The following is a 19,376-nucleotide window of genomic DNA, read 5'->3' as shown; positions in this document are numbered from 1 at the left end:
CCGCTTCATGGGCCCGCCCCTCAAACGCTGCGTGGGCGGGGCGGGGGCGGGGAGTCGGGTGGGGCGGGGAGTGGGGTGGGAGGATGTCGGCATGCAGGAGCTGACGGGGAATGTGGTCGAGGGGTTGCGTACGGCGTTCGCCTCCGCCGGGTACACCGTGGACGGAGTCGCCGAGCGTCTGGGTGACCAGGCCAACGGGGCGCTGGCGCGGAACGAGACGGCGCCCGCGTACCGGCGTACTTCCTCGGGGGACCCGCTCGACACGATGATCCGGTTGTTCCTGCTGCAGCGGGCTGTCCCGGAAAATGCTGTAGATAAGGCGTTTCCGGGGGCTGATCTAGTTGCTTTGGGCATCGTTGAGCGGAGTGGGGGTGAAGTACGGGCCGCGGTTGATGTTCGGCCGTTCGCGGAGGACGGGCGGGAGTGGTGGGTGGTGGCCGACCTCACGCCAGGGCTTGACGGGCGGCGGGAGGCGATGCGGTCGGACTATGTGCTCGGGATCGCGCCGGCCAGTCTGAGCCTGATTCAGCTCACCGTGCCGATCAAGGCCGAGCGGGCGCTCGACATCGGGACCGGGTGCGGCATCCAGTCGCTGCATCTCGCGGATCGGGTCGACCGGCTGACGGCGACCGACGTCAACCCGCGCGCGCTCCAGCTGGCCCGGGCGACGGCGGCGCTCAATCACCTCGAGCTCGATCTTCGCGACGGCAGCCTGTACGAGCCGGTGCGGGGCGAGCGTTTCGACCTGATCGTCAGCAACCCGCCGTACGTGATCTCGCCACCCGGCGGCGACCTCACCTATCGCGAGACCGAGTTCACCGGCGACGCTGTGGTGGAGCAGCTCGTCCGTCAGGCACCGGAGCACCTGACCGATGGTGGCTGGTGCCAACTGCTCGCCAACTGGACCTGTGTCCGCGGTGAGAACTGGCAGGACCGCATCGCCGCCTGGACAGCGGACCGGTCCGCCTGGGCCGTCCAGCGCGAGCAGCTCGACCCGTCGGAGTACGTCGAACTCTGGCTCCGCGACGCCGGCCTGCATGGCACACCGCAGTACACCATCAGGTACGACGAGTGGATGCGCTACCTGGACGAGCACGACGTCGAAGCGATCGGCATGGGCTGGATCACCCTGCACAACGTCGCAGGCACCCTCGACGCCGAGCCGTGGCCGTACGAGATCGAGCGTCCGATCGGACCGCACGTCCTGCACCGCTTCGAACGGCGGGAAGGCCTCCCGGCCGACCTGACCGGCCTGCACCTGCGCGTCGCCGATGACGTCATTCAAGAGACCACCGGCCAGCCAGGTGCCGAGGACCCGGCCACCATCGTGCTCCGCCGGCAGCGTGGGATGCGCCGCGCCGAACAGGTCGACACCGTCCTGGCCGGTTTCGTCGGCGCTTGCGACGGCGAGCTGAACACCGGTCAGATCCTGGCCGCGCTGGCCGACCTGATGGACCGGCCTGTCGTCGACGTCCTGTCCGACTACCTTCCGCAGGTGCGACGCCTCGTCGTAGAAGGCTTCTTGGACTACTGACCCCGACGCCGGCGCTTCTCGGAGTACATGCGTCGATCCGCCACGGTCAGCAGATCACCGACCGGCGTACCGTCCGTGCTGCTCGCCTGACCGACGCTGAGCCGCAGCATCGCGAACCACGGCGCCTCGGCCCGCGCAGCCTCCCGCTCCGCCGCCGTCCTGATCCGCTCCACCAGCTCGGGCGCCCCTCGCTCGTCCGGGTTGGCCAGTACGACGACGAACTCGTCCCCACCCGCACGCGCCACGACGTCCTCCGCGCGGCTTTGCTCGGACAGCAGCGTCCCGACTCTGCGCAGTACCTCGTCGCCGCAGGCATGCCCGTAGCTGTCGTTGATGACCTTCAGGTTGTCCACATCGATCGCAATGACCGCGATCGACCGCCCCGAGTCGTGCGCCACCGACATCCGCTCGTCCAGCGCCCGGCGGTTCCCCACACCGGTCAGCGGGTCCTCGCGAGCCGCCCGCCACTCGGCGTCGTGCCGGATCGACAGCTCATGATTCGCCAGGGCGCTGCGTACGGCGTACAACCCGCGTAACCGCTCCGCCCACCAGCCACGGCTGATCGCCCGCGCGTACTGCAGCCCGGTCGTCGCGCCGGCGTCACCGGTCGCCGCCACGATCTGTACCGCGGTGTGCCGGATCAGCGCCTCCACCGGCGGATCCGACGTCGGCGGCAGGTCGCTCGCCGCCCGGTCCGCTGCGGCGATCGCGTCGTCGCCGCGGCCGAGCGCCAGATACGCCCTGGCCAGGTACGTGCCGGCGATCGCCGCCAGCTCGTGATCGCCGAGCTTCGCCAGCTGATCGCGGCAGTCCTTGAGGATCACCGCCGCCTCGTCGGCGTCCGCCGCGTCGTTGCTCGCCGCGAGCCACATCCGCCCGGCCATCGGCCAGTACCCGAGCAGATCGGCCGCCAGGATCACCTCGACCGCCGCACCCGCCCACCGATGCGCCGAGCGCCGCAGTCGTTGGATCTCCTCGTCGTACGACGTGTCGCCGAGCCGCTCGAGTTCGTGCGCCCACCGCAGGTTCGACTCGGCCAGGTTCAACCGATTGATCGCCGGCGCCTCGGGCAGGCCGAGCGGGTCGTAATCACCGTCCGCCGCGAGCTCGAAGTGCGGGATACACAGCTCGTACAGCCGGAGCAGGTCGTAGGCGTAGCCCAGCCCGGTATGCGCCCAGCCGGCCAGCCCCAGGTCCCGCGTGCGCGACAACGCGTTCTCGGCCGCGACCAGGTCGGCGACCGAGTCACCGCCCTCGCCGGTGCGGATCAGGGTGACGATCCGGAGCGCGATCGCGTTCGCCTCCCAGCCCGGCTCGTCGATCGCCCGGGCGACCCGGATGCAGCTGTCGACGGCGTCCAGCGCCTCGACCGCGTCGGTGGCGTGGTGGGCGGCGACGGCGCGCACGTACTCCGCGGCGGCCCGCTCATGACTGGGCTCCGGGTCCAGCTCGGCGAGCAGCGCGGTGATCTCCAGGCCCGCCGCGGCCGGATTGCCGGACTGGGCCCGCGTCATCGCCGTAGCGATCCGCTCGGTCACCCCCGACGTCTCGCGCACCGCGCCTCCCCTCCCCGGATCATGACCCCGAGCTACCTGTCCCGCCTGCGGCGCTTGTCCTCGTAGAGGCGCAGGTCCGCACGGGACACCAACTGCTCCACTGCGAGCCCTTCCGCGGTCGCGGCGTACCCGAGGCTCAGTCCGAGCCGGCGCAGCCACGGTTTCTCCGTCGTCGCCGCGATCGCCGCCACGGCGACCCGGATCCGCTCGGCCAGCGCGGCACCGCCCTTGGCGTCGGGCTGGTCGAGGACCACGAAGAACTCGTCGCCACCCGATCGAATCACGGCATCGGTCGCTCGCGCCTGTTCTACCAGCAGATTTGCCACTACCTGCAGCAATTCGTCCCCACAGGCGTGCCCGAACGTGTCGTTCACGACCTTCAGGTCGTCCACGTCGATCGCCAGCAAGGTGACCGCGCGCGCCGAGTCACGGGCCGCGGTCAGCCGCTCGTCGAGGGCCCGCCGGTTTCCCACGCCGGTCAGCGGATCCTGCCGCGCCGCATGCCACTCGGCGTCGTGCCGGGCCGGCAGATCATGGACGGCAAGCGCATGCCGTACGGCGTTCAGCGCGCGCTGCCGCTCCTTCCACCAGCCCCGCGACACCGATCGCGCGTATTCCAGCCCGGCCAGCGCTCCCGGCGTACCAGAGACCGCCTCGATCTCGGACCGGGTCTGCAGCACCAGGACGTGGGTCGCTGGGTCGGCCAACGGAATCAGGTCGGCCGCGGCCCGGTCCGCGGCGGCTTTCGCCTCCTCGGACTTGCCGTCCGCCTGCAGCGCCCGGGCCAAATACGCGCCCGCGATCGCGAGCCGCTCGGTCTCACCCAACTTGCTGATCTCGTCGCGGATCACGGTCAGGTCCGCGACCGCGCGTGCCGGATCCGCGGCCGTCACGGCGGCGGCGAGCCACAGCCGGGCGCTGAGTTTCCAGAACTCCTGGCTCTCGTCGTCGACCACTACACGCTCGGCCTCGCGGGCCCAGTACGCCGCGGACGCGAGGCGGTCCTCGATCTCCCTTGTATACAAAGGATCGCCGAGTCGCTCGAGTTCGTGCGCCCAGCGCAGGTAGGTCTCGGCGAGGTTCAGCCGGTCGATCGCCGCCGCCTCGGCCAGCTCGAACACGTCGTCGTCGAGCTGGGTGGCGCGCTCGTAATGCGGAATGCACAGTTCGAAAAGCCGCAGGACGTCGTACGCGTAGCCGAGGCCGGTGTGCGCCCAGGCGGTCAGGCCAGGGTCCTTGGTGCGGTTCAGCGCCGCTTCGGCCGCGACCAGGTCGTTGACCGTGTCGCCGCCGCGGCCGCTGCGGGCGAGGTTGATGATCCGGATCGGCAGCGCGTTCGCTTCCCAGCCGGGCTCGCCGATCGCGCGGCTGACCTCGATACAGGCATCCACGGCCCGCAACGCCTCGTCCGCGTCGCTGGCGTGATGTGCGGTCACACCTCGCACGTACTCGGCGGCTGCCAGCGTGTAACTCGGGACGCCCCCGAGCTCCGCCCGTACCGCCTCGATCTCCGCCGCCGCGGTCGCATGGCCACCCGACTGCGCGGCGGTCATCGCGGCAGCGATCCGGTCGGTCAGCGCATCGCCCGCCGCCATCTCGCCACTCCGCATCACCGCCGACGGCCCTTCTCTGCTCCGTCACCCGCATCTCGGGCCGGACCGCCCATTGTGACCACCCACCCCGCATCCTGTCACGACCCGATCCGGCCAACGACCACCTAGTGCCACACCGAGACTACTGAGAGAAGGGCGGTTGGTGGGGTTTGCGTTGACCTCAGGGGCAGGGTTTTACGGTTCGGGGATGAGATTTGCGGTCAGTTACAGCACGCCGGCGTACGGGGTGGATCCGGAGCGGTTGGTGGGGTTTGCGCGGCGGGCTGAGGAGTGCGGGTTCGAGGGTTTGTACGTTCCGGAGCACGTGGTGCTCTATCGGGACGCGACGTTCGGCGGCGTGAAGATGCCGACGGATCTCGCGTACGGCGACCCGCTGGAGCTGCTGACGTTCGTCGCGGGGGCCACTGAGCGGCTGCTGCTCGGGACGGCCGTGCTGTTGTTGCCGTATCACCACCCTGTGGTGCTGGCGAAACGGCTGGCGACCCTGGACGTGTTGTCGAAGGGCCATCTGCGGCTGCTGACGGTCGGGCTCGGCAGCCTGCCCGGTGAGGCTCGGGCCGTGGGGGTGGACTACGCCTCGCGTGGGCGGCGCGCGGACGAGGCGATCGACGTACTGCGGTTGCTGTGGTCAGGCGAGGACGTCAGCTACTCGGGCGAGTTCTTCGAGTTCGAGGGCTTGAGCAGCTTCCCGCATCCGTTGGCGCCCCTGCCGATCCACGTCGGCGGCTCGAGCCGCGCCGCCGCGCGCCGTGCTGGGACGCGAGGCGACGGCTACTTCCCAGGCGGTGCGCTGACACCGGACGAGCGCGCCACCCAGTGGGAGCTGGTGCGTACGACGTCCGGCCGCGACGACCTCGAGTACACCCGCTGGGCCTCCATCGAGGTGACGCCAGAAGCTGTCGCGGCGTACGAGGCGCAAGGTGTCACCCGCCTGGTTGTCACCACGCCGGACCTCGACGAGCTGACCCGCTTCGCCAAACGCTTCCACCTGATCTGACGTCAGGCGACACGTTTGCCGTGCTCGCAGAGCGCTACAGCGCCTTCTCGGACGGCCTCGACGGCGGCGGTGAGGCGGTTCGCGAGGAGGGGTTTGCCGAGGGTGCGGGCCTGGTCGACGGTGTACAGGCCGGTCGACAGGATCTCGCCGTCGGGGAACGTGAAGGCCGCGACGTCCGCCTCGGTCACCAGACCACCGTCGAAGACGAACACCATCGCGTCCGGACGACCGTCGTACCCGTGCACGTGATCGACGACCAGCAGTCGCCCCAGCGGCCGCTCGACGCCGAGCTCCTCCAACAGCTCCCGAGCCGCCGCACCCCACGGCGACTCGTCAGCCTCGACCACACCGCCCGGGATCTCCCAGTTCGGCTTGTACGACGGCTCGACCAGCACGACTCGCTCGTCCGCCGACCGGAACAGCACCCCGGCGGCTACCCGCTTCCGCGGCAACCGAGCGACGTACTCCGCATCCACCACGCGCGCCACACACCCTCCACCTCGTCCATGCACCGAAGCAGTAGACGCCAGGGCGGCCGGCAGAGTTCAGCCGGCGGCTTGTTCGGGGGTGGTGGCGTTCAGGCGGACGGGGAGTGCTTCGACGCCGTACACGAGTGAGAAGTCCCGGAAGCGGAGCTGGGACTCGGGAACCGCGAGCGCGAGGCCCGGGAATCGGTTGGCCAGCGCGGTGAACGCCGCCCGCAGCTCCATCCGCGCCAGCTCGGCGCCCACGCACCGGTGCATGCCGTGACCGAACGCCAGGTGCGCGGCCGACACGGTACGGCGTGGGTAGAAGTCCTCGGCGTCATCGCCGAAGACCGCCTTGTCCCGATCCGCACCGGACAGCGAGACCGCGACCAGGTCGCCCTTCTTCACCTGATGACCGAACAGCTCCTGGTCGTGCCGGGCGAACCGCGGGAACGCGACCTGCACGACGGTCAGGTATCGCAGGAGTTCCTCGACGATCACGTCGACGGCGCCCGGCTCGTTGCGGATCCGCTCGAAGTTCTCCGGGTCGCGCAGCAGCACCAGCGTGCCCAGCGCGAGCATGCTCGCCGACGTCTCGTACCCGCCCAGGAACACTCCGTCAGCGAGCCCACCGAGCTCGATGTCGTCGATCGCGTCACCCTGGTCGCGGATGATCGACCCGATCAGCCCGTCACCCGGGTTCGCGCGCTGCTTCCGGACGATCTCGAAGAGGAACTCGCGCGACTCCGAGGCCGACCCGAAGACGCCGATCCCGCCACCGGACAGGTCGAACCGCGCCGGACCGAGCGCGCGGAAGCGGTCGCGGTCCTGCTCCTCGACACCGAGCAGGTCGGCGATCAGCAGGAACGGCACGTTGAAGGCGAAGTCGGAGACGATGTCGACGACCGAACCCTTCGCCTCCATCAGGTCCAGCTGATCGTTGACGATCTTCTCGATGGCCGGCTCGAGCCGCGCCAGCTTGCGCTTGGTGAACTCGGGCGTGAGCAGCTTCCGCAGCCGGGTGTGGTCCGGCGGGTCGGTGAACCCGAGGCCGCCGATGCCTTCAGACGGCTTGTTCGGGTCCGAGCCCACCAGCGGGCGGATGTCGTTGCTGAAGTTCGTGGTGTCGCTGAGTACGACCTTGGCCTCGGCGTGCCCGCTGACCATCCAGACGTTCAGTCCGAACAGGTGCGCCAGCTTGTGGACCGGTTCGGTCTCCCGCACCTGGGCCAGCTCCGGCACCGGGTCGAGTCCCTGCCGGCGCAGCGGCATCGAGACCGAGCTGGGAAACATCCGCATCTTCGACAGGTCGAGACCACCCCTGCGGGTGGTTCTACTGAGAATGCGGTTGCCGACCCATCTCTTCAGGTATGTCGCAACCATGACTTCCACGCGCCCTCTCTAGAACCCGCTGCCCCCAACGGCTGTTTAGCTCAAAGCTAACCTCGCCGAGGACCAGATCTGATGGTGTTTGCACTACTTCGGTAGTGGCGTTGGCACCACCATGGGAGGGGGCCATGGCGTACCAGCAGAGAACCTTGTCACGGACCACGCCTCTACTGCCACCTGAAACCACCTGTACTCCGCCCTGGAAGGCAACATGCCGTTTCTGGGGGACGATTTAGGGAAATTCGAGACGAAAGTCGGATGCGCCGTCCCCCACCGGGTCGTTGCCCCGGGCGCCGCACAGGTCCCTACCTTTCGAGTGTGTCAGAGGTAGTACGGCGTGACGATCCGGAAAACGTCAGCCAGTTTTGTCTTGACCTGCTCGCGGTGCGGAATCGGTGTGAGTTTCTTCGCATCGCCGACCCGCAGACCGTGATCGGCCAGCACGTACAGCACCCGCAGCGTACGGATCGTGTTGGTGACCACCGGCGAGATCCCTTCGACCGGCGGCGACAACGCCCGCAACGCCGGGTCCAGCCAGTCGACCGCGTCGGAGTCGGACAGGTCGCCGCGGGTGAGCGTCACCGCCAGCGCGTAGCCGAGCCGGTCGTCCTCCATGTCCCGCAGCACGTACGACGTGGGCGTCAGCAACCGTCCGATCCCGAGCCGCAGCATCTGCACCGGCTCGACCGCGGAGTGCAGTCCGAGGGTGCCGAGCAGGTCCGCCCCGTGCGCCACCGCGTGCAGCCAGCCGAGCTTCTCGTCGTACCCGCGGAGGTCCTCCTCGGCGACGTACCAGCGCTCGAACGGGGGCACCCAACTGGGTTCGACGACGCCGGCGGTGACGATCGCGTCCAGGATCAGCGGGGCGAACGTCCGGGCCTGGATCTCCGGGTCGCCGAACCGCGGGACCATCTCGTCGCCGAGCGCCCGCAGTTCGGCCGCGGACAGCACGCCGCGCCCGATCCAGGTCGCGAGGATCGAGTACGCCTGGCGGTCCCGGACGACGGGATCCGGCGATCGCAGCATCCCGACCAGCTCGGCCACCAGTTCCGCCGGTGAACGGCCCTCAGGAACCGCGTACCCCGTGTCCCGCACCTGCGCCCAGTCGGTCATGCGCGGCACCGTAGACCCCGGGCCACGCCACCCGCCACCCCCGGTCCAGCAAAGAGCACGGCCCGTGGTTCATCCGGTCTCCCAGATGAACCACGGGTCGTCGCGACCAGGACCCCTCAGCCCGGCCGGGCTCGCGCCCCGGTCAGGGCCCCTCAACCTCCGACCGGGGTGGTCCAATCATCATCGTCAGGCGTCGCGCTTGCTCGCCGAGAACAGGGCGATCGCCATCAGCACGGCCGCCCAGCCGGCGAAGTACAGCAGCGCCCACCACGGCCCCATCGCGTACTGCGAGTCGCCCTGCGGACCGTTGACGCCGAAGTCCTGACCCTGGTTCAGGAAGGACGCCGCGTTCTGGAACGGCGACCAGCGGGACATGTCGTCGCCGACCTTGGGGATCAGGTTGAACAGGTTCTCCACCAGCAGCGGCCAGAGGATCAGGATCGCGATCGCACCGGCGCTCTGCCGGATCAGGATGCCGATCGCCACCGCGATCACCGCGGACAGCGCGAACACCAGGCCCTGGCCGGCCAGCAGCCGCCACTCCGCCCCGGTGTTGATCGACAGGTCCGAACCGTTCGCGAAGATGTTGCCGATGCCCCAGGCACCGAACGACGCGACCAGGCCGACCAGCGCGGACAGCCCGGCGACGACCGCGGTCTTGCCGAGCAGCAGCGCGGCGCGCTGCGGGACGGCCTGGAAGCTGGTCCGGATGGTGCCGAAACGGTACTCCGTGGTGACCGCGAGGGCCGCCATCACCATCATCACCATCTGGCTGAGCTGCGCCCCGCCCTGGGTCAGACCGATCGTCACCGTGCCCTGTGTGAAGGCCGAGGCCAGCGCCGCCAGGCCGAGGGTCAGGACCGCGGCGACCACCATGCACCACCACGGCGAGCGGGTGGAGAAGAGCTTGATCCGCTCGACAGTGATTACCGACATGTCAGTTGTCCTCCTTCGGACCCGCGGCCACCTCGGTGCCGGAAGGGGCGGCGAGCTCGGCGGCCATCGCGGCCGCCTCGTCGTGCGCGTGGTACTGGACCGAGTCACCGGTCATCTGCATGAACGCCTGCTCCAGCGAGCCGCGCTGCAGGGTCAGCTCGTGCAGGACGATGCCGTGTGCGGCCGCCGCCTCGCCGATCTGGTCGGTGCTCAGGTCGCCCTCGACGAACAGCACCTTGCCCTGGTTCTCGACGTCCTCGATCCGGGTGACGAGCTGCTGCTGGTGCAGGACACTCGCGAACTGGTCCAGCTGCGGGGTCCGCACCTTCACGGTCGTCCCGCTGGCGCGGTCGACGAACTCCTGGGTGGTGCTCTGGGCGATCAGCTTGCCGCGGCCGATGACGACCAGTTCCTCGGCGGTGAGCGCCATCTCGGACAGCAGGTGGCTGGAGACCAGCACCGTCCGGCCCTCGTCGGCCAGCTTGTGCATGAAGGTCCGGATCCAGACGATGCCCTCCGGGTCGAGACCGTTCACCGGCTCGTCGAACAGCAGCACCTCCGGGTCGCCCAGCAGGGCACCGGCGATCCCGAGCCGCTGCGACATACCCAGCGAGAAGGCGCCGGCACGCTTGCCGGCGACGGACGTCAGGCCGACCATGTCCAGGGCCTTGTCGACCGATGACTTCGGCAACTTGTTGGACGCGGCCATCCAGGTGAGGTGGGCACGCGCCGAACGGTTCGGGTGCACCCACTTGGCGTCCAGCAGCGCGCCGACCTTGGTCAGCGGCCGCTTCAGGTCACGGTACCGCTGGCCGTCGATCGTCACTTCGCCGGACGTCGGGGTGTCGAGCCCGAGGATCATCCGCATGGTGGTCGACTTGCCGGCCCCGTTCGGGCCGAGGAAGCCGGTCACCTTGCCGGGTTTCACCTCGAAAGACAGGTTGTCAACGGCAACTGTCGCGCCGTATCGCTTGGTGAGGCCTTTTGCCTCGATCATCGCCGTACTCCTCGTTCGGTGGCGTGAAGTCGTTCCCCAGTCGGGCGGGCTGTGTCGTGATGACATCAAGTATCGAGGTCTAGGCGGTGCAGATCATCGGACCCCGGGCGGATCCGGTGTGTCCACCCGTGGGTTGATTCTGCCGCCACCCGGTGTTGGCTGCTATCGGTTAAAGCCCTGACCACAACCCCGACGATCCCCCATCTCGCGGGTGAGTACATCCGCCGAAAGTCGACAGCATGCTGAACTTCGGTCGTATCGATGGAAGTGACTACCAGGTTTAACGCGAAAGCAGCAACGTCAGTCCAGCGGGACGCCGTACAGCACCAGGTTCTGGCTGTAGCGGTGCGCCACGCGGTCGTACGTGCCGGTGCAGGTCACCAGCGCCAGCCGGGGCTTCGCCGCGCCGTGGAACAGGTCGGAGGGCAACGCTTCCTGTCGGTACGTCCGGCGAGCCACGATCCGGTACCAGTGCACGTCGCCGTCCCCGGCCGTCACCGCCACCTTGGCACCTACTGGTACCTCGGACAGCGCCGCGAACACCCCACGTCCCCTAGTGGTGTCCACATGCCCGGCGAGCAGCACTGTGCCACCGGCCGAGCCCGGCGCCGCGCCCGCCGCCCACCAGCCGACGTCTGCCTTCGTCTTCGGTACCTGCAGCTGGCCGTCGGACGCCGTCGCAACCGGCGTCACCTGTGCGTCGAGGTAGCCCGGCAACGCCAGCTTGACCGGCGGAACGGCGGCCTCCCGATCGGCGGCCGACCCACCCGCTTCCGGCACCTTCCCGGAATCACCGTGCTGCCCGCTGAACGTCAGGATCAGCGCGAGCCCGACCGCCCCGGCCCCGAGCAGACGCCGCCGTACCGGAGCCTTCTTGCCGACGAGGAGAAGCAGTACGCCGATACCGAGCAGCACCAACGCTGCTCGCGAGCGGACCTGCTCGGCCGCGGCCACCTGACCGCCATCACCCGTTGGTACTACGGGAGTGGTCGTGGCCGGGCGACACGGCGTTGCCAGCATGCGCTGGTGCATCTCGAGCACCGGCTTGGCGCCGTTCGCCAACGACTCGACGGCGGGCGAGGCGGATTTCGGTAATTCACCGTTCACCAAAGCCAGGTACTGCTGGTGCGCCTTCTTCTGGAGGGCAACCCAGGCCGCGTCGTACCCGGCGGTGCCGGCTTTGGCGGCGAGGGCCTCAAGTTGCGCACGCTGCGCCTGCGACGGGATCGACACCAGCCCGATGCCGAACCTGGTGGCGACGTCGATCTCCTGTGCGGCGAGCGTGCGGTGTTCACGTTCGAGCTGGGCGGCGGTCCGTCGTACACACGAACTCTTGGCCGCGGTCGTCGCCGCGTGGGCAGCCTGGATGATCGTCAGGTCGAGCTGGTGTGCGGCGGTGAGGTACGCGACGTCTGGTTGCGGCGTCTGCGCGTTCGCCTGCTGCGTCGTACCCAGGAGCGCCAGGACGGCGACCAGCAACAGCGCCGCCGTACGGGAGAGCGTCGAGCCCGTGTCATGCCGTCGAAGCACGCGCCACCTCCCCACGCGGAGCGCCAGTCCGTGTATCGACAGTAAGTGGGCGTCCTGGCCCCGGTCCAGCCGTTGGCCGTGCCCAGCACGCGGAACGGCCCGCCGGAAGACCGGCGGGCCGTTGCGTTGCTGCGTTGCTGACGATGCGTCAGGCGGCTGCCTTCGCCTCCGCCGGGGTGTCGGCGATGACCGACTCCCGGCGCTTGGAGACGACCACGGCGGCGGCCAGGATGAGCACCGCGACGACCGCGATGATGATCCGCAGAGCGGTGTTGGTGTCGTTGCCGATCGCCGACATGCCGACGACGGCCGGCGCGATCAGCACCGAGACCAGGTTCATCACCTTGATCAGCGGGTTGATGGCCGGACCCGCGGTGTCCTTGAACGGGTCACCGACGGTGTCACCGATGACGGTGGCCTCGTGCGCGGGCGAACCCTTGCCACCGTGGTTGCCGTCCTCGACCAGCTTCTTGGCGTTGTCCCAGGCACCACCGGAGTTGGCCAGGAAGACCGCCATCAGCGTGCCGGAACCGATCGCACCGGCCAGGTAGCCGGCCAGCGCCGAGGCGCCCAGACCGAAGCCGACGGCGATCGGCGCGGTGAGCGCGAGCAGACCCGGGGTGGCCAGCTCCCGCAGCGAGTCGCGGGTGCAGATGTCCACCACCTTGCCGTACTCCGGCTTGCCCGTGCCCTCCATGATCCCGGGGATGTCGCGGAACTGGCGACGTACCTCGTAGACGACCGCACCGGCGGCGCGGCCGACGGCGTTGATGGCCAGACCCGAGAACATGAACACGACCGCGGCACCGAGGATCAGGCCGACCAGCGTGCCCGGGTTGAACACCAGGGCTTCGGCCTCGAACTTCGAGTAGCTGTCGCCCAGCGCGGACCGGATCGCGTCGGTGTACGAACCGAACAGCGCGGTCGCGGCCAGCACGGCGGTCGCGATCGCGATGCCCTTGGTGATCGCCTTGGTGGTGTTGCCGACGGCGTCCAGCTCGGTGAGGATCTGGGCCGCCTCGCCGTCCACGTCACCGGACATCTCGGCGATGCCCTGCGCGTTGTCGGAGACCGGGCCGAAGGTGTCCATCGCGACGATGACGCCGACGGTGGTCAGCAGACCACAACCGGCCAGCGCGATCGCGAACAGCGCGACGACGCCGGAGCCACCGACCAGGAAGGCGCCGTACACGGCCGCCGCGATCACCACGGCGGTGTAGACGGCGGACTCGAAGCCGACCGAGATACCGGACAGGATGACGGTCGCGGCACCGGTCAGCGACGACTTGCCGACGTCCTTGACCGGCTTGTCCTCGGTACCGGTGAAGTAGCCGGTGAGGGCCAGGATGACCGCGGCCAGTACGATGCCGATGATCACCGAGACGGTCGCGATCAGCCGCGGGTCACCGTCGTGCGCGGCGATCGCCTCGGTCGCGCCGGTGAGCTCCTTGAAGCTGCTCGGGAGGTAGACGAACGCCGCCACCGCACAGAGCACGCCGGAGATGATCGCCGAGATGTAGAAGGCCCGGTTGATCGTGCGCAGACCGTTCTCGCCGGTCCGCGGGCGGGTCAGGAAGACACCGACGACCGCGGTGAGCGCGCCGAGGGCCGGCACGATCAGCGGGAAGATCAGGCCCTGCTCGCCGAACGCGGCCTTGCCCAGGATCAGCGAGGCCACCAGCATCACGGCGTACGACTCGAACAGGTCGGCGGCCATACCGGCGCAGTCGCCGACGTTGTCACCGACGTTGTCGGCGATCGTCGCGGCGTTCCGCGGGTCGTCCTCGGGAATGTTCTGCTCGACCTTGCCGACCAGGTCCGCACCGACGTCGGCGGCCTTGGTGAAGATGCCGCCGCCGACCCGCATGAACATGGCCAGCATCGCGGCGCCGAAACCGAAGCCCTCGAGCACCGTCGGGGCGTCACCCTTGAACAGCAGCACGACCAGCGCGGCACCGAACAGACCGAAGCCCACGGTCGCCATGCCGACGGTGCCACCGGTGCGGAACGCGACCCGCATCGCCGGGTTGCGGCCCTCGTCCCGGGCGGCCGCGGCGACCCGGACGTTGGCGCGCGTCGCGAGCCACATGCCCAGGTAGCCGATCGCGGCCGAGAAGCCCGCTCCGACCAGGAAGAAGATCGACCGGAAGATCTTCAGCGTGGTCTCGTTACCGCCGTCGGTGTGTGCTGGCAGCAGGAACAACAGCAGAAACGCGACCACGGCGAAGATCGACAGCGTCCGGAACTGCCGGTTCAGGTACGCCGAAGCGCCTTCCTGGACCGCGGCGGCGATCGTCTTCATGTTCTCGGTGCCATCGTTCGCGGCAAGCACCTGGCCCCGGAAGACCATCGCAATGGCGACCGCGAGGATCGCGATCACCCCGACGACGATCACCAGTGTGGTGTTGCTCGACGAAAGATCCACCGCTTGTGGCACAAGCCGTGCGGACATCCGTCCTCCTTGTAGGCAACCCATCCAGGCTTGACGGCCCCCGTCTGCCGCAACCGAAGGGTTGGGGAAATACGACACAGCGCCAGCGGTCTGGCGCGGTGGGCTACTTTAACGGGTTCGCGACCAGACCTGACGACAGGGTGGTCTACGCCATACCGGGTCGGCAGGGCAAGACCTGTGCCGGAACATGAGCGGGATGATCACCCTTCGTAGTGGTGCGGACACCATTTCGCTTCTGTCAGATCGCCGACGCGACGTCCGGATGGATGTCGAAGACCTTGGTCAGGCCGGTGATCCGGAAGATCTTCAGCAGCCGTTCCTGGGTACAGACCAGGGACAGGGACCCGTCGTGGGTGCGCACCCGTTTGAGCCCGCCGACGAGGACGCCGAGACCGGTGGAGTCCAGGAACTCCACGCGTTCCAGGTCGATGACGAGGTCGTACTGCCCTTCGTCGACGAGCGTGGCGATCTTCTCGCGGAGCTTCGGTGCGGTGTAGACGTCGATCTCCCCCGCCACCTCGATGACGGTGCGCCCGCCCTCGGCGCGCGCGGTCAGCGACAGATCCACTTCGGCCTCCGATCCCGTGAACTGCTGCATTCAACCATGTACGGACCGTGAGAAGACCCGCTACCGAAAACTCTTTCATCTCGTCAGACCGAAGTCGATTCCCCTCCGGAAAAAGCCGCGTGCATCCGCGCGTGCATTCTCAGTTCATCCTCAGCCGGAAGCTGTCCGTGGCGAAGACTAGGCTCGCGGTATGCGTGCGGGTGGTGAGGCGGCGGCAGTGCTGAAACGGCTGGCCGCGGGCCGTGACGACCGGCTGACGCATGTCGAGTCGGTGCCACCCCGGCCGGGACAGACGTGCGACTGGCCGCGGTGGGTCCCCGCCGACGTGCTCGGCCAGCTGAGCAACAGCGGCATCACCGCCCCCTGGACCCATCAGGTCGCGACCGCCGAAGCGGCGTACGCCGGGAAACACGTCGTGGTGGCGACCGGGACGGCCTCCGGCAAATCGCTCGGGTACCTGCTGCCCGCCTTCGCCACGTTGAGCATCGCGCAGGCCGCCTCGCCACACCGCCGGACGGCCTCGGTGCTGTACCTGTCGCCGACCAAGGCGCTGGCGCACGACCAGCTGCGCGCCGTGTCGTCGTACACGGTGCCTGGACTGCGCGCGACGACCCTGGACGGCGACTCGGAGCGCACCGAGCGCGACTGGGCCCGCGACCACGCGACGTACGTGCTGAGCAATCCCGACATGCTGCACCGGTCGGTTCTGCCCAACCACCAGCGCTGGGCGCGCTTCCTGGGCAGCCTGCAGTACGTCGTGGTCGACGAGTGTCACCACTATCGCGGCGTCTTCGGTGCCCACGTGGCCGGCGTACTGCGGCGGCTCCGTCGCGTCTGTGCGCAGTACGGCGCCCGTCCCATCTTCATCTGCGCCTCAGCCACCGTGGCCGAGCCGGCGACGTCCGGGGAACGCCTGACCGGTCTGCCGATGGTGGAGGTCGTCGAGGACGGCTCTCCGCGCGGTGGTGTCTCTTTCGGGCTCTGGGAGCCACCATTGACCTCCCTGCACGGTGAGAACGGCGCCCCGGTACGCCGCTCCGCCACAGCCGAGGTCGCGGACCTATTGACCGATCTCGTGGTCACGGGCGTCCGGACCGTCGCGTTCGTCCGATCGCGGCGCGGCGCCGAGTCGGTCGCCATGACAGCCCGGGAGAACCTGGCCGAGGTCGACCCGGCACTGATGGACCAGGTGTCGGCGTACCGGGCCGGCTATCTACCCGAGGAGCGTCGACGGCTCGAGGGGATGCTGCAGAGCGGCGAGCTCACCGGCGTCGCGGCGACCAATGCGCTCGAGTTGGGCATCGACATCGCGGGACTGGACGCCGTACTGCTCTCTGGCTGGCCTGGCACGCGCGCATCGCTCTGGCAGCAGGCCGGACGGGCCGGTCGGGCGGGTGGGGACGCGCTGGCGCTGCTGATCGCACGAGACGACCCGCTGGACACCTACTTGGTTCGGCACCCCAGGGCAATCTTCGGCCGGCCGGTCGAGGCGACGGTGTTCAACCCGGAGAACCCCTACGTCCTCGGACCACAGCTCTGCGCGGCCGCGCAGGAGGTGCCGTTGACAACGGACGACTACGAGATCTTCGGTAGTAGTACTGAGACGGTGATCGCCCAGCTCGTCCGGCAGGGGCTGCTGCGCGAGCGACCGCACGGCTGGTTCTGGACACGGCGGGAGCGGGCTGTCGACGCCATCGACATCCGGTCGGCCGGTGGGAAGACCGTGCAGATCGTCGAGGACCGGACCGGTCGGCTGCTCGGCACGGTCGACGGCGGCTCGGCCCACGCCTCGGTCCACGAGGGTGCCGTCTACGTGCACGCGGGCGAGTCCTACCTGGTCCGGTCGCTGGACCTCGAGGAGCACGCCGCGGTCGTCGAGCCGGCCTCGCCGGACTACACGACGTTCGCGCGGGACGTGACCGAGATCAGCATCCTGGCGACCGAGGAGACCTGCACCTGGGGTACGGCGGAGCTCGCGCGCGGCTGGGTCCAGGTGACCAGCCAAGTCATCTCGTACCAGCGCAAGCTGATCGCGACCGGCGACGTACTCGACGAACAGCCGCTGGACCTGCCGGAGCGCACCTTGCGCACCAAGGCCGTGTGGTGGACGATGCCCGACACCGTCGTCGCCGCGCTCGGCCTCGAGGACGTCCCGGGAGCGGCGCACGCGGCCGAGCACGCCTCGATCGGACTGCTCCCGCTGTTCGCCACCTGCGACCGCTGGGACATCGGCGGCGTCTCGACCGCCCGGCACGCCGACACCGGCCGCCTCACCGTCTTCGTGTACGACGGCCACCCGGGCGGCGCGGGCTTCGCCGAACACGGGTACGCCGCGGCGCGCGAATGGTTGACGGCGACACGCGAGGCGATTGCACACTGTGAATGCACGGATGGATGCCCGTCGTGCGTACAGTCGCCCAAGTGTGGGAACCAGAACAACCCACTCGACAAGAGCGGCGCGGTGACGCTGCTCTCCGCACTCCTGAGCAGTGAGGCCTGAACGGCCGGCACTCGGCCGGCAGAGAGGCAGCTCGCCATGGCCGTCCTTGGAATCGTCCTGATCGCCCTCGCCGTGCTGTTCGGACTGGGCGTCTCGGTGTCCTCGACCGCGTCCACCAAGCTGGAGGTGTTCGGCGTCGACTTCGGCGTCTCGGTGCCGACTGTGTACTTCCTCGGCGCCGTCACCGGCGCCGGTCTGGTCGCCGGCCTGTGGCTGCTGAAGAAAGGGCTCGGCCGCGGGTGGCGCCGCCGCAAGGAGATGCGCGATCTCCGCGCTCAGGTCACGAACGGCGACAGCGCTCAGGTCACGCACGACGACAGCACCCAGGTCACGCACGGTGACAGCACTCCGGAGCTGTCCACGGAGCGCGACGAGACCCTCGCCGACGAGCTACCGGCCACGGAGGAGCACGTCGTACGGGAGTCCTCCGTCGACCCCACGGACCACCGTCAGCCGCACTGACAAACTCCGTTGCCCACAGCACCGACCATCGCGGAGGACTCCCGAAATCGGTCGGATCACGGTAGGATCTCGAACAGCTCACAGCGATCGAGCAGCAACCTCGCAGCCTGATGTCGATGCCTCGCGCAACGACTTCAGGTTGGCAGTTAGTTGCCATTGGCATCAAGTTTCCTGAAATCGGCATAACCTCACCGGTCACTCCTGTGCCTTACTGGTTGTGGCGTCAACGTCGCGCTGCGTCACTGCCGGTTCGCCGGCTCGCGCCACGGGGTCCCGACGACCTGACGCCTACTGCGATGGCACGACCTCTGGAGGTTGTCTTGATCATCCGAAAACTGTTCAGCCGCACCGGCGTGGTGGTGCTCGCGGTCAGCGTCGCACTCGCCACCGCCGTACCGGCCCAGGCCGCGAACCCCGGCTCCGGTGAGACGAAGGCCCAGGGCGTCACGGTGGGAGTGGCTCAGCAGATCGCCACTCGCTCCGACACTCGCTACTGCCTGACCTTCGTGGCGGCCGACAAGGTCCCGATGGCGGTCATGATGGCGTGTGCCCCGGGCAAGGAGGGCAAGACCCAGGAGTGGATCTACACCGAGTCCGGCCAGCTGCAGGTCGCGATGAGCAAGAGCGTCGGTGGCGCCCTTGCGACGACCGGAGCCTGCCTGGACAGCGGAGCGGACCTGGCCAAGGTGCCGTCCTCCGCACCACTGCTGGTACTGCCCTGCCGTAGCGGCGACGGGCAGAAGTGGAACTACGACGAGGGCAGCGGCACGTTCGTGAACGCGGCCAGTGGCCTCGCCCTGACATCGCTGCTTGGCAAGGGGAAGGCCAAGCAAGCGCAACCGACCGGCAGCAGCACGATGAGCGCTGCCGGCACGCCGATCCAGGCGTGGGCCGGGCTGCCGGTGCCGAGCCTGGACATCCTGGGCGCCGTACTGGCTCTCGTGAACGCGCTGCTGGCATCGCTGGGCCTGGCCCTGCCGCTGCCGATCGCGGGCGCGGCCGCCAGCCTGCTGTCGCTGCTCAGGCCGCAGCTACCGGTCCCGGCCCAGATGTCGGTGCTACCGAAGCAGATGATGCAGCTGGCCCAGAGCTAGCCGGGAAGGATCCCTACCGGACACTACCGAGAAGAGGACGGGCGGGGGGGGGCCCGCGGCGGGGGCCGCCCCGCCCCCCCGGGGGGGGGGCCGGGGGGGGGTTATGCCCGGCGGGGCCACCCCGCGGCGCGGGGGCGGGGGGGGGGGGGGGGGGGGGCGCCCCCCCCG

General features: G+C 69.2%; 15 protein-coding genes. 5 read left to right on the top strand and 10 right to left on the bottom strand.

Annotation, left to right across the window (positions count from 1 at the left end):
• The first annotated feature begins 91 nt into the window (after positions 1-91).
• Positions 92-1,534, top strand: coding sequence for a DUF7059 domain-containing protein (locus tag ACWGID_RS40845; RefSeq protein ID WP_452204770.1), 1,443 nt, complete (start codon positions 92-94; stop codon positions 1,532-1,534).
• On the opposite strand, the gene ACWGID_RS40840 is transcribed toward ACWGID_RS40845, so the two are convergent.
• Both ACWGID_RS40840 and ACWGID_RS40835 read right to left on the bottom strand, forming a co-directional pair.
• Positions 1,528-3,090, bottom strand: coding sequence for a diguanylate cyclase (locus ACWGID_RS40840; RefSeq protein WP_452204769.1), 1,563 nt, complete (start codon positions 3,088-3,090; stop codon positions 1,528-1,530). The genes ACWGID_RS40845 and ACWGID_RS40840 overlap by 7 nt on opposite strands.
• 32 nt (positions 3,091-3,122) lie before the next feature.
• Positions 3,123-4,685, bottom strand: coding sequence for a diguanylate cyclase domain-containing protein (locus ACWGID_RS40835; RefSeq protein ID WP_452204768.1), 1,563 nt, complete (start codon positions 4,683-4,685; stop codon positions 3,123-3,125).
• Between the two features lie 205 nt (positions 4,686-4,890).
• Between ACWGID_RS40835 and ACWGID_RS40830 the strand changes: the two genes are divergently transcribed.
• A complete protein-coding gene (locus tag ACWGID_RS40830) occupies positions 4,891-5,700 on the top strand; it encodes a TIGR03619 family F420-dependent LLM class oxidoreductase (protein ID WP_452204767.1) in 810 nt (269 codons plus the stop codon).
• Between the two features lie 2 nt (positions 5,701-5,702).
• On the opposite strand, the gene ACWGID_RS40825 is transcribed toward ACWGID_RS40830, so the two are convergent.
• The 8 genes from ACWGID_RS40825 to ACWGID_RS40790 form a co-directional block, all read right to left on the bottom strand.
• Positions 5,703-6,188 carry an NUDIX domain-containing protein gene (locus ACWGID_RS40825; protein ID WP_452204766.1) on the bottom strand — a complete coding sequence of 162 codons (486 nt, stop codon included), beginning with the start codon at positions 6,186-6,188 and terminating at the stop codon, positions 5,703-5,705.
• A gap of 57 nt (positions 6,189-6,245) precedes the next feature.
• A complete protein-coding gene (locus ACWGID_RS40820; protein ID WP_452204771.1) occupies positions 6,246-7,550 on the bottom strand; it encodes a cytochrome P450 in 1,305 nt (434 codons plus the stop codon).
• 327 nt (positions 7,551-7,877) lie between these two features.
• Complete coding sequence (locus ACWGID_RS40815; RefSeq protein ID WP_452204765.1) at positions 7,878-8,669, bottom strand: DUF2785 domain-containing protein; 792 nt, start codon at positions 8,667-8,669, stop codon at positions 7,878-7,880.
• A gap of 186 nt (positions 8,670-8,855) precedes the next feature.
• Complete coding sequence (locus ACWGID_RS40810) at positions 8,856-9,605, bottom strand: hypothetical protein (RefSeq protein ID WP_452204764.1); 750 nt, start codon at positions 9,603-9,605, stop codon at positions 8,856-8,858.
• A gap of 1 nt (position 9,606) precedes the next feature.
• Positions 9,607-10,602 (bottom strand): ABC transporter ATP-binding protein, encoded by a 996-nt coding sequence (locus ACWGID_RS40805; RefSeq protein WP_452204763.1) that lies wholly within the window; start codon positions 10,600-10,602, stop codon positions 9,607-9,609.
• Positions 10,603-10,902: 300 nt separating this feature from the next.
• On the bottom strand, positions 10,903-12,132 hold the full coding sequence (locus ACWGID_RS40800) for a DUF4142 domain-containing protein (RefSeq protein ID WP_452204762.1): 1,230 nt from the start codon (positions 12,130-12,132) through the stop codon (positions 10,903-10,905).
• Between the two features lie 148 nt (positions 12,133-12,280).
• Positions 12,281-14,584, bottom strand: coding sequence for a sodium-translocating pyrophosphatase (locus tag ACWGID_RS40795; protein ID WP_452204761.1), 2,304 nt, complete (start codon positions 14,582-14,584; stop codon positions 12,281-12,283).
• Between the two features lie 238 nt (positions 14,585-14,822).
• Positions 14,823-15,182 (bottom strand): STAS domain-containing protein, encoded by a 360-nt coding sequence (locus tag ACWGID_RS40790; protein WP_452204760.1) that lies wholly within the window; start codon positions 15,180-15,182, stop codon positions 14,823-14,825.
• Positions 15,183-15,342: 160 nt separating this feature from the next.
• Between ACWGID_RS40790 and ACWGID_RS40785 the strand changes: the two genes are divergently transcribed.
• The 3 genes from ACWGID_RS40785 (at position 15,343) to ACWGID_RS40775 (ending at position 19,208) form a co-directional block, all read left to right on the top strand.
• Positions 15,343-17,652, top strand: coding sequence for a DEAD/DEAH box helicase (locus tag ACWGID_RS40785; RefSeq protein WP_452204759.1), 2,310 nt, complete (start codon positions 15,343-15,345; stop codon positions 17,650-17,652).
• Between the two features lie 36 nt (positions 17,653-17,688).
• Complete coding sequence (locus ACWGID_RS40780) at positions 17,689-18,114, top strand: hypothetical protein (RefSeq protein WP_452204758.1); 426 nt, start codon at positions 17,689-17,691, stop codon at positions 18,112-18,114.
• 320 nt (positions 18,115-18,434) lie between these two features.
• Positions 18,435-19,208: a hypothetical protein gene (locus tag ACWGID_RS40775; RefSeq protein ID WP_452204757.1), complete on the top strand. Its 774-nt coding sequence runs from the start codon at positions 18,435-18,437 to the stop codon at positions 19,206-19,208.
• The last annotated feature ends 168 nt before the right edge of the window (positions 19,209-19,376 follow it).

This window comes from Kribbella sp. NPDC054772 (genome assembly GCF_053611945.1).
The sequence above is the reverse complement of the archived record's forward strand: the minus strand, read 5'-3'. Positions and strand labels throughout refer to the sequence as shown.

What these genes read in the sequence shown, in the direction of transcription:
- ACWGID_RS40845 (WP_452204770.1), top strand. Translation starts at nt 92, where the DNA reads ATGCAGGAGCTGACGGGGAATGTGGTCGAGGGGTTGCGTACGGCGTTC.
- ACWGID_RS40835 (WP_452204768.1), bottom strand. Translation starts at nt 4,685, where the DNA reads ATGGCGGCGGGCGATGCGCTGACCGACCGGATCGCTGCCGCGATGACC.
- ACWGID_RS40830 (WP_452204767.1), top strand. Translation starts at nt 4,891, where the DNA reads ATGAGATTTGCGGTCAGTTACAGCACGCCGGCGTACGGGGTGGATCCG.
- ACWGID_RS40820 (WP_452204771.1), bottom strand. Translation starts at nt 7,550, where the DNA reads ATGGTTGCGACATACCTGAAGAGATGGGTCGGCAACCGCATTCTCAGT.
- ACWGID_RS40815 (WP_452204765.1), bottom strand. Translation starts at nt 8,669, where the DNA reads ATGACCGACTGGGCGCAGGTGCGGGACACGGGGTACGCGGTTCCTGAG.
- ACWGID_RS40810 (WP_452204764.1), bottom strand. Translation starts at nt 9,605, where the DNA reads ATGTCGGTAATCACTGTCGAGCGGATCAAGCTCTTCTCCACCCGCTCG.
- ACWGID_RS40805 (WP_452204763.1), bottom strand. Translation starts at nt 10,602, where the DNA reads ATGATCGAGGCAAAAGGCCTCACCAAGCGATACGGCGCGACAGTTGCC.
- ACWGID_RS40795 (WP_452204761.1), bottom strand. Translation starts at nt 14,584, where the DNA reads ATGTCCGCACGGCTTGTGCCACAAGCGGTGGATCTTTCGTCGAGCAAC.
- ACWGID_RS40790 (WP_452204760.1), bottom strand. Translation starts at nt 15,182, where the DNA reads ATGCAGCAGTTCACGGGATCGGAGGCCGAAGTGGATCTGTCGCTGACC.
- ACWGID_RS40785 (WP_452204759.1), top strand. Translation starts at nt 15,343, where the DNA reads ATGCGTGCGGGTGGTGAGGCGGCGGCAGTGCTGAAACGGCTGGCCGCG.
- ACWGID_RS40780 (WP_452204758.1), top strand. Translation starts at nt 17,689, where the DNA reads ATGGCCGTCCTTGGAATCGTCCTGATCGCCCTCGCCGTGCTGTTCGGA.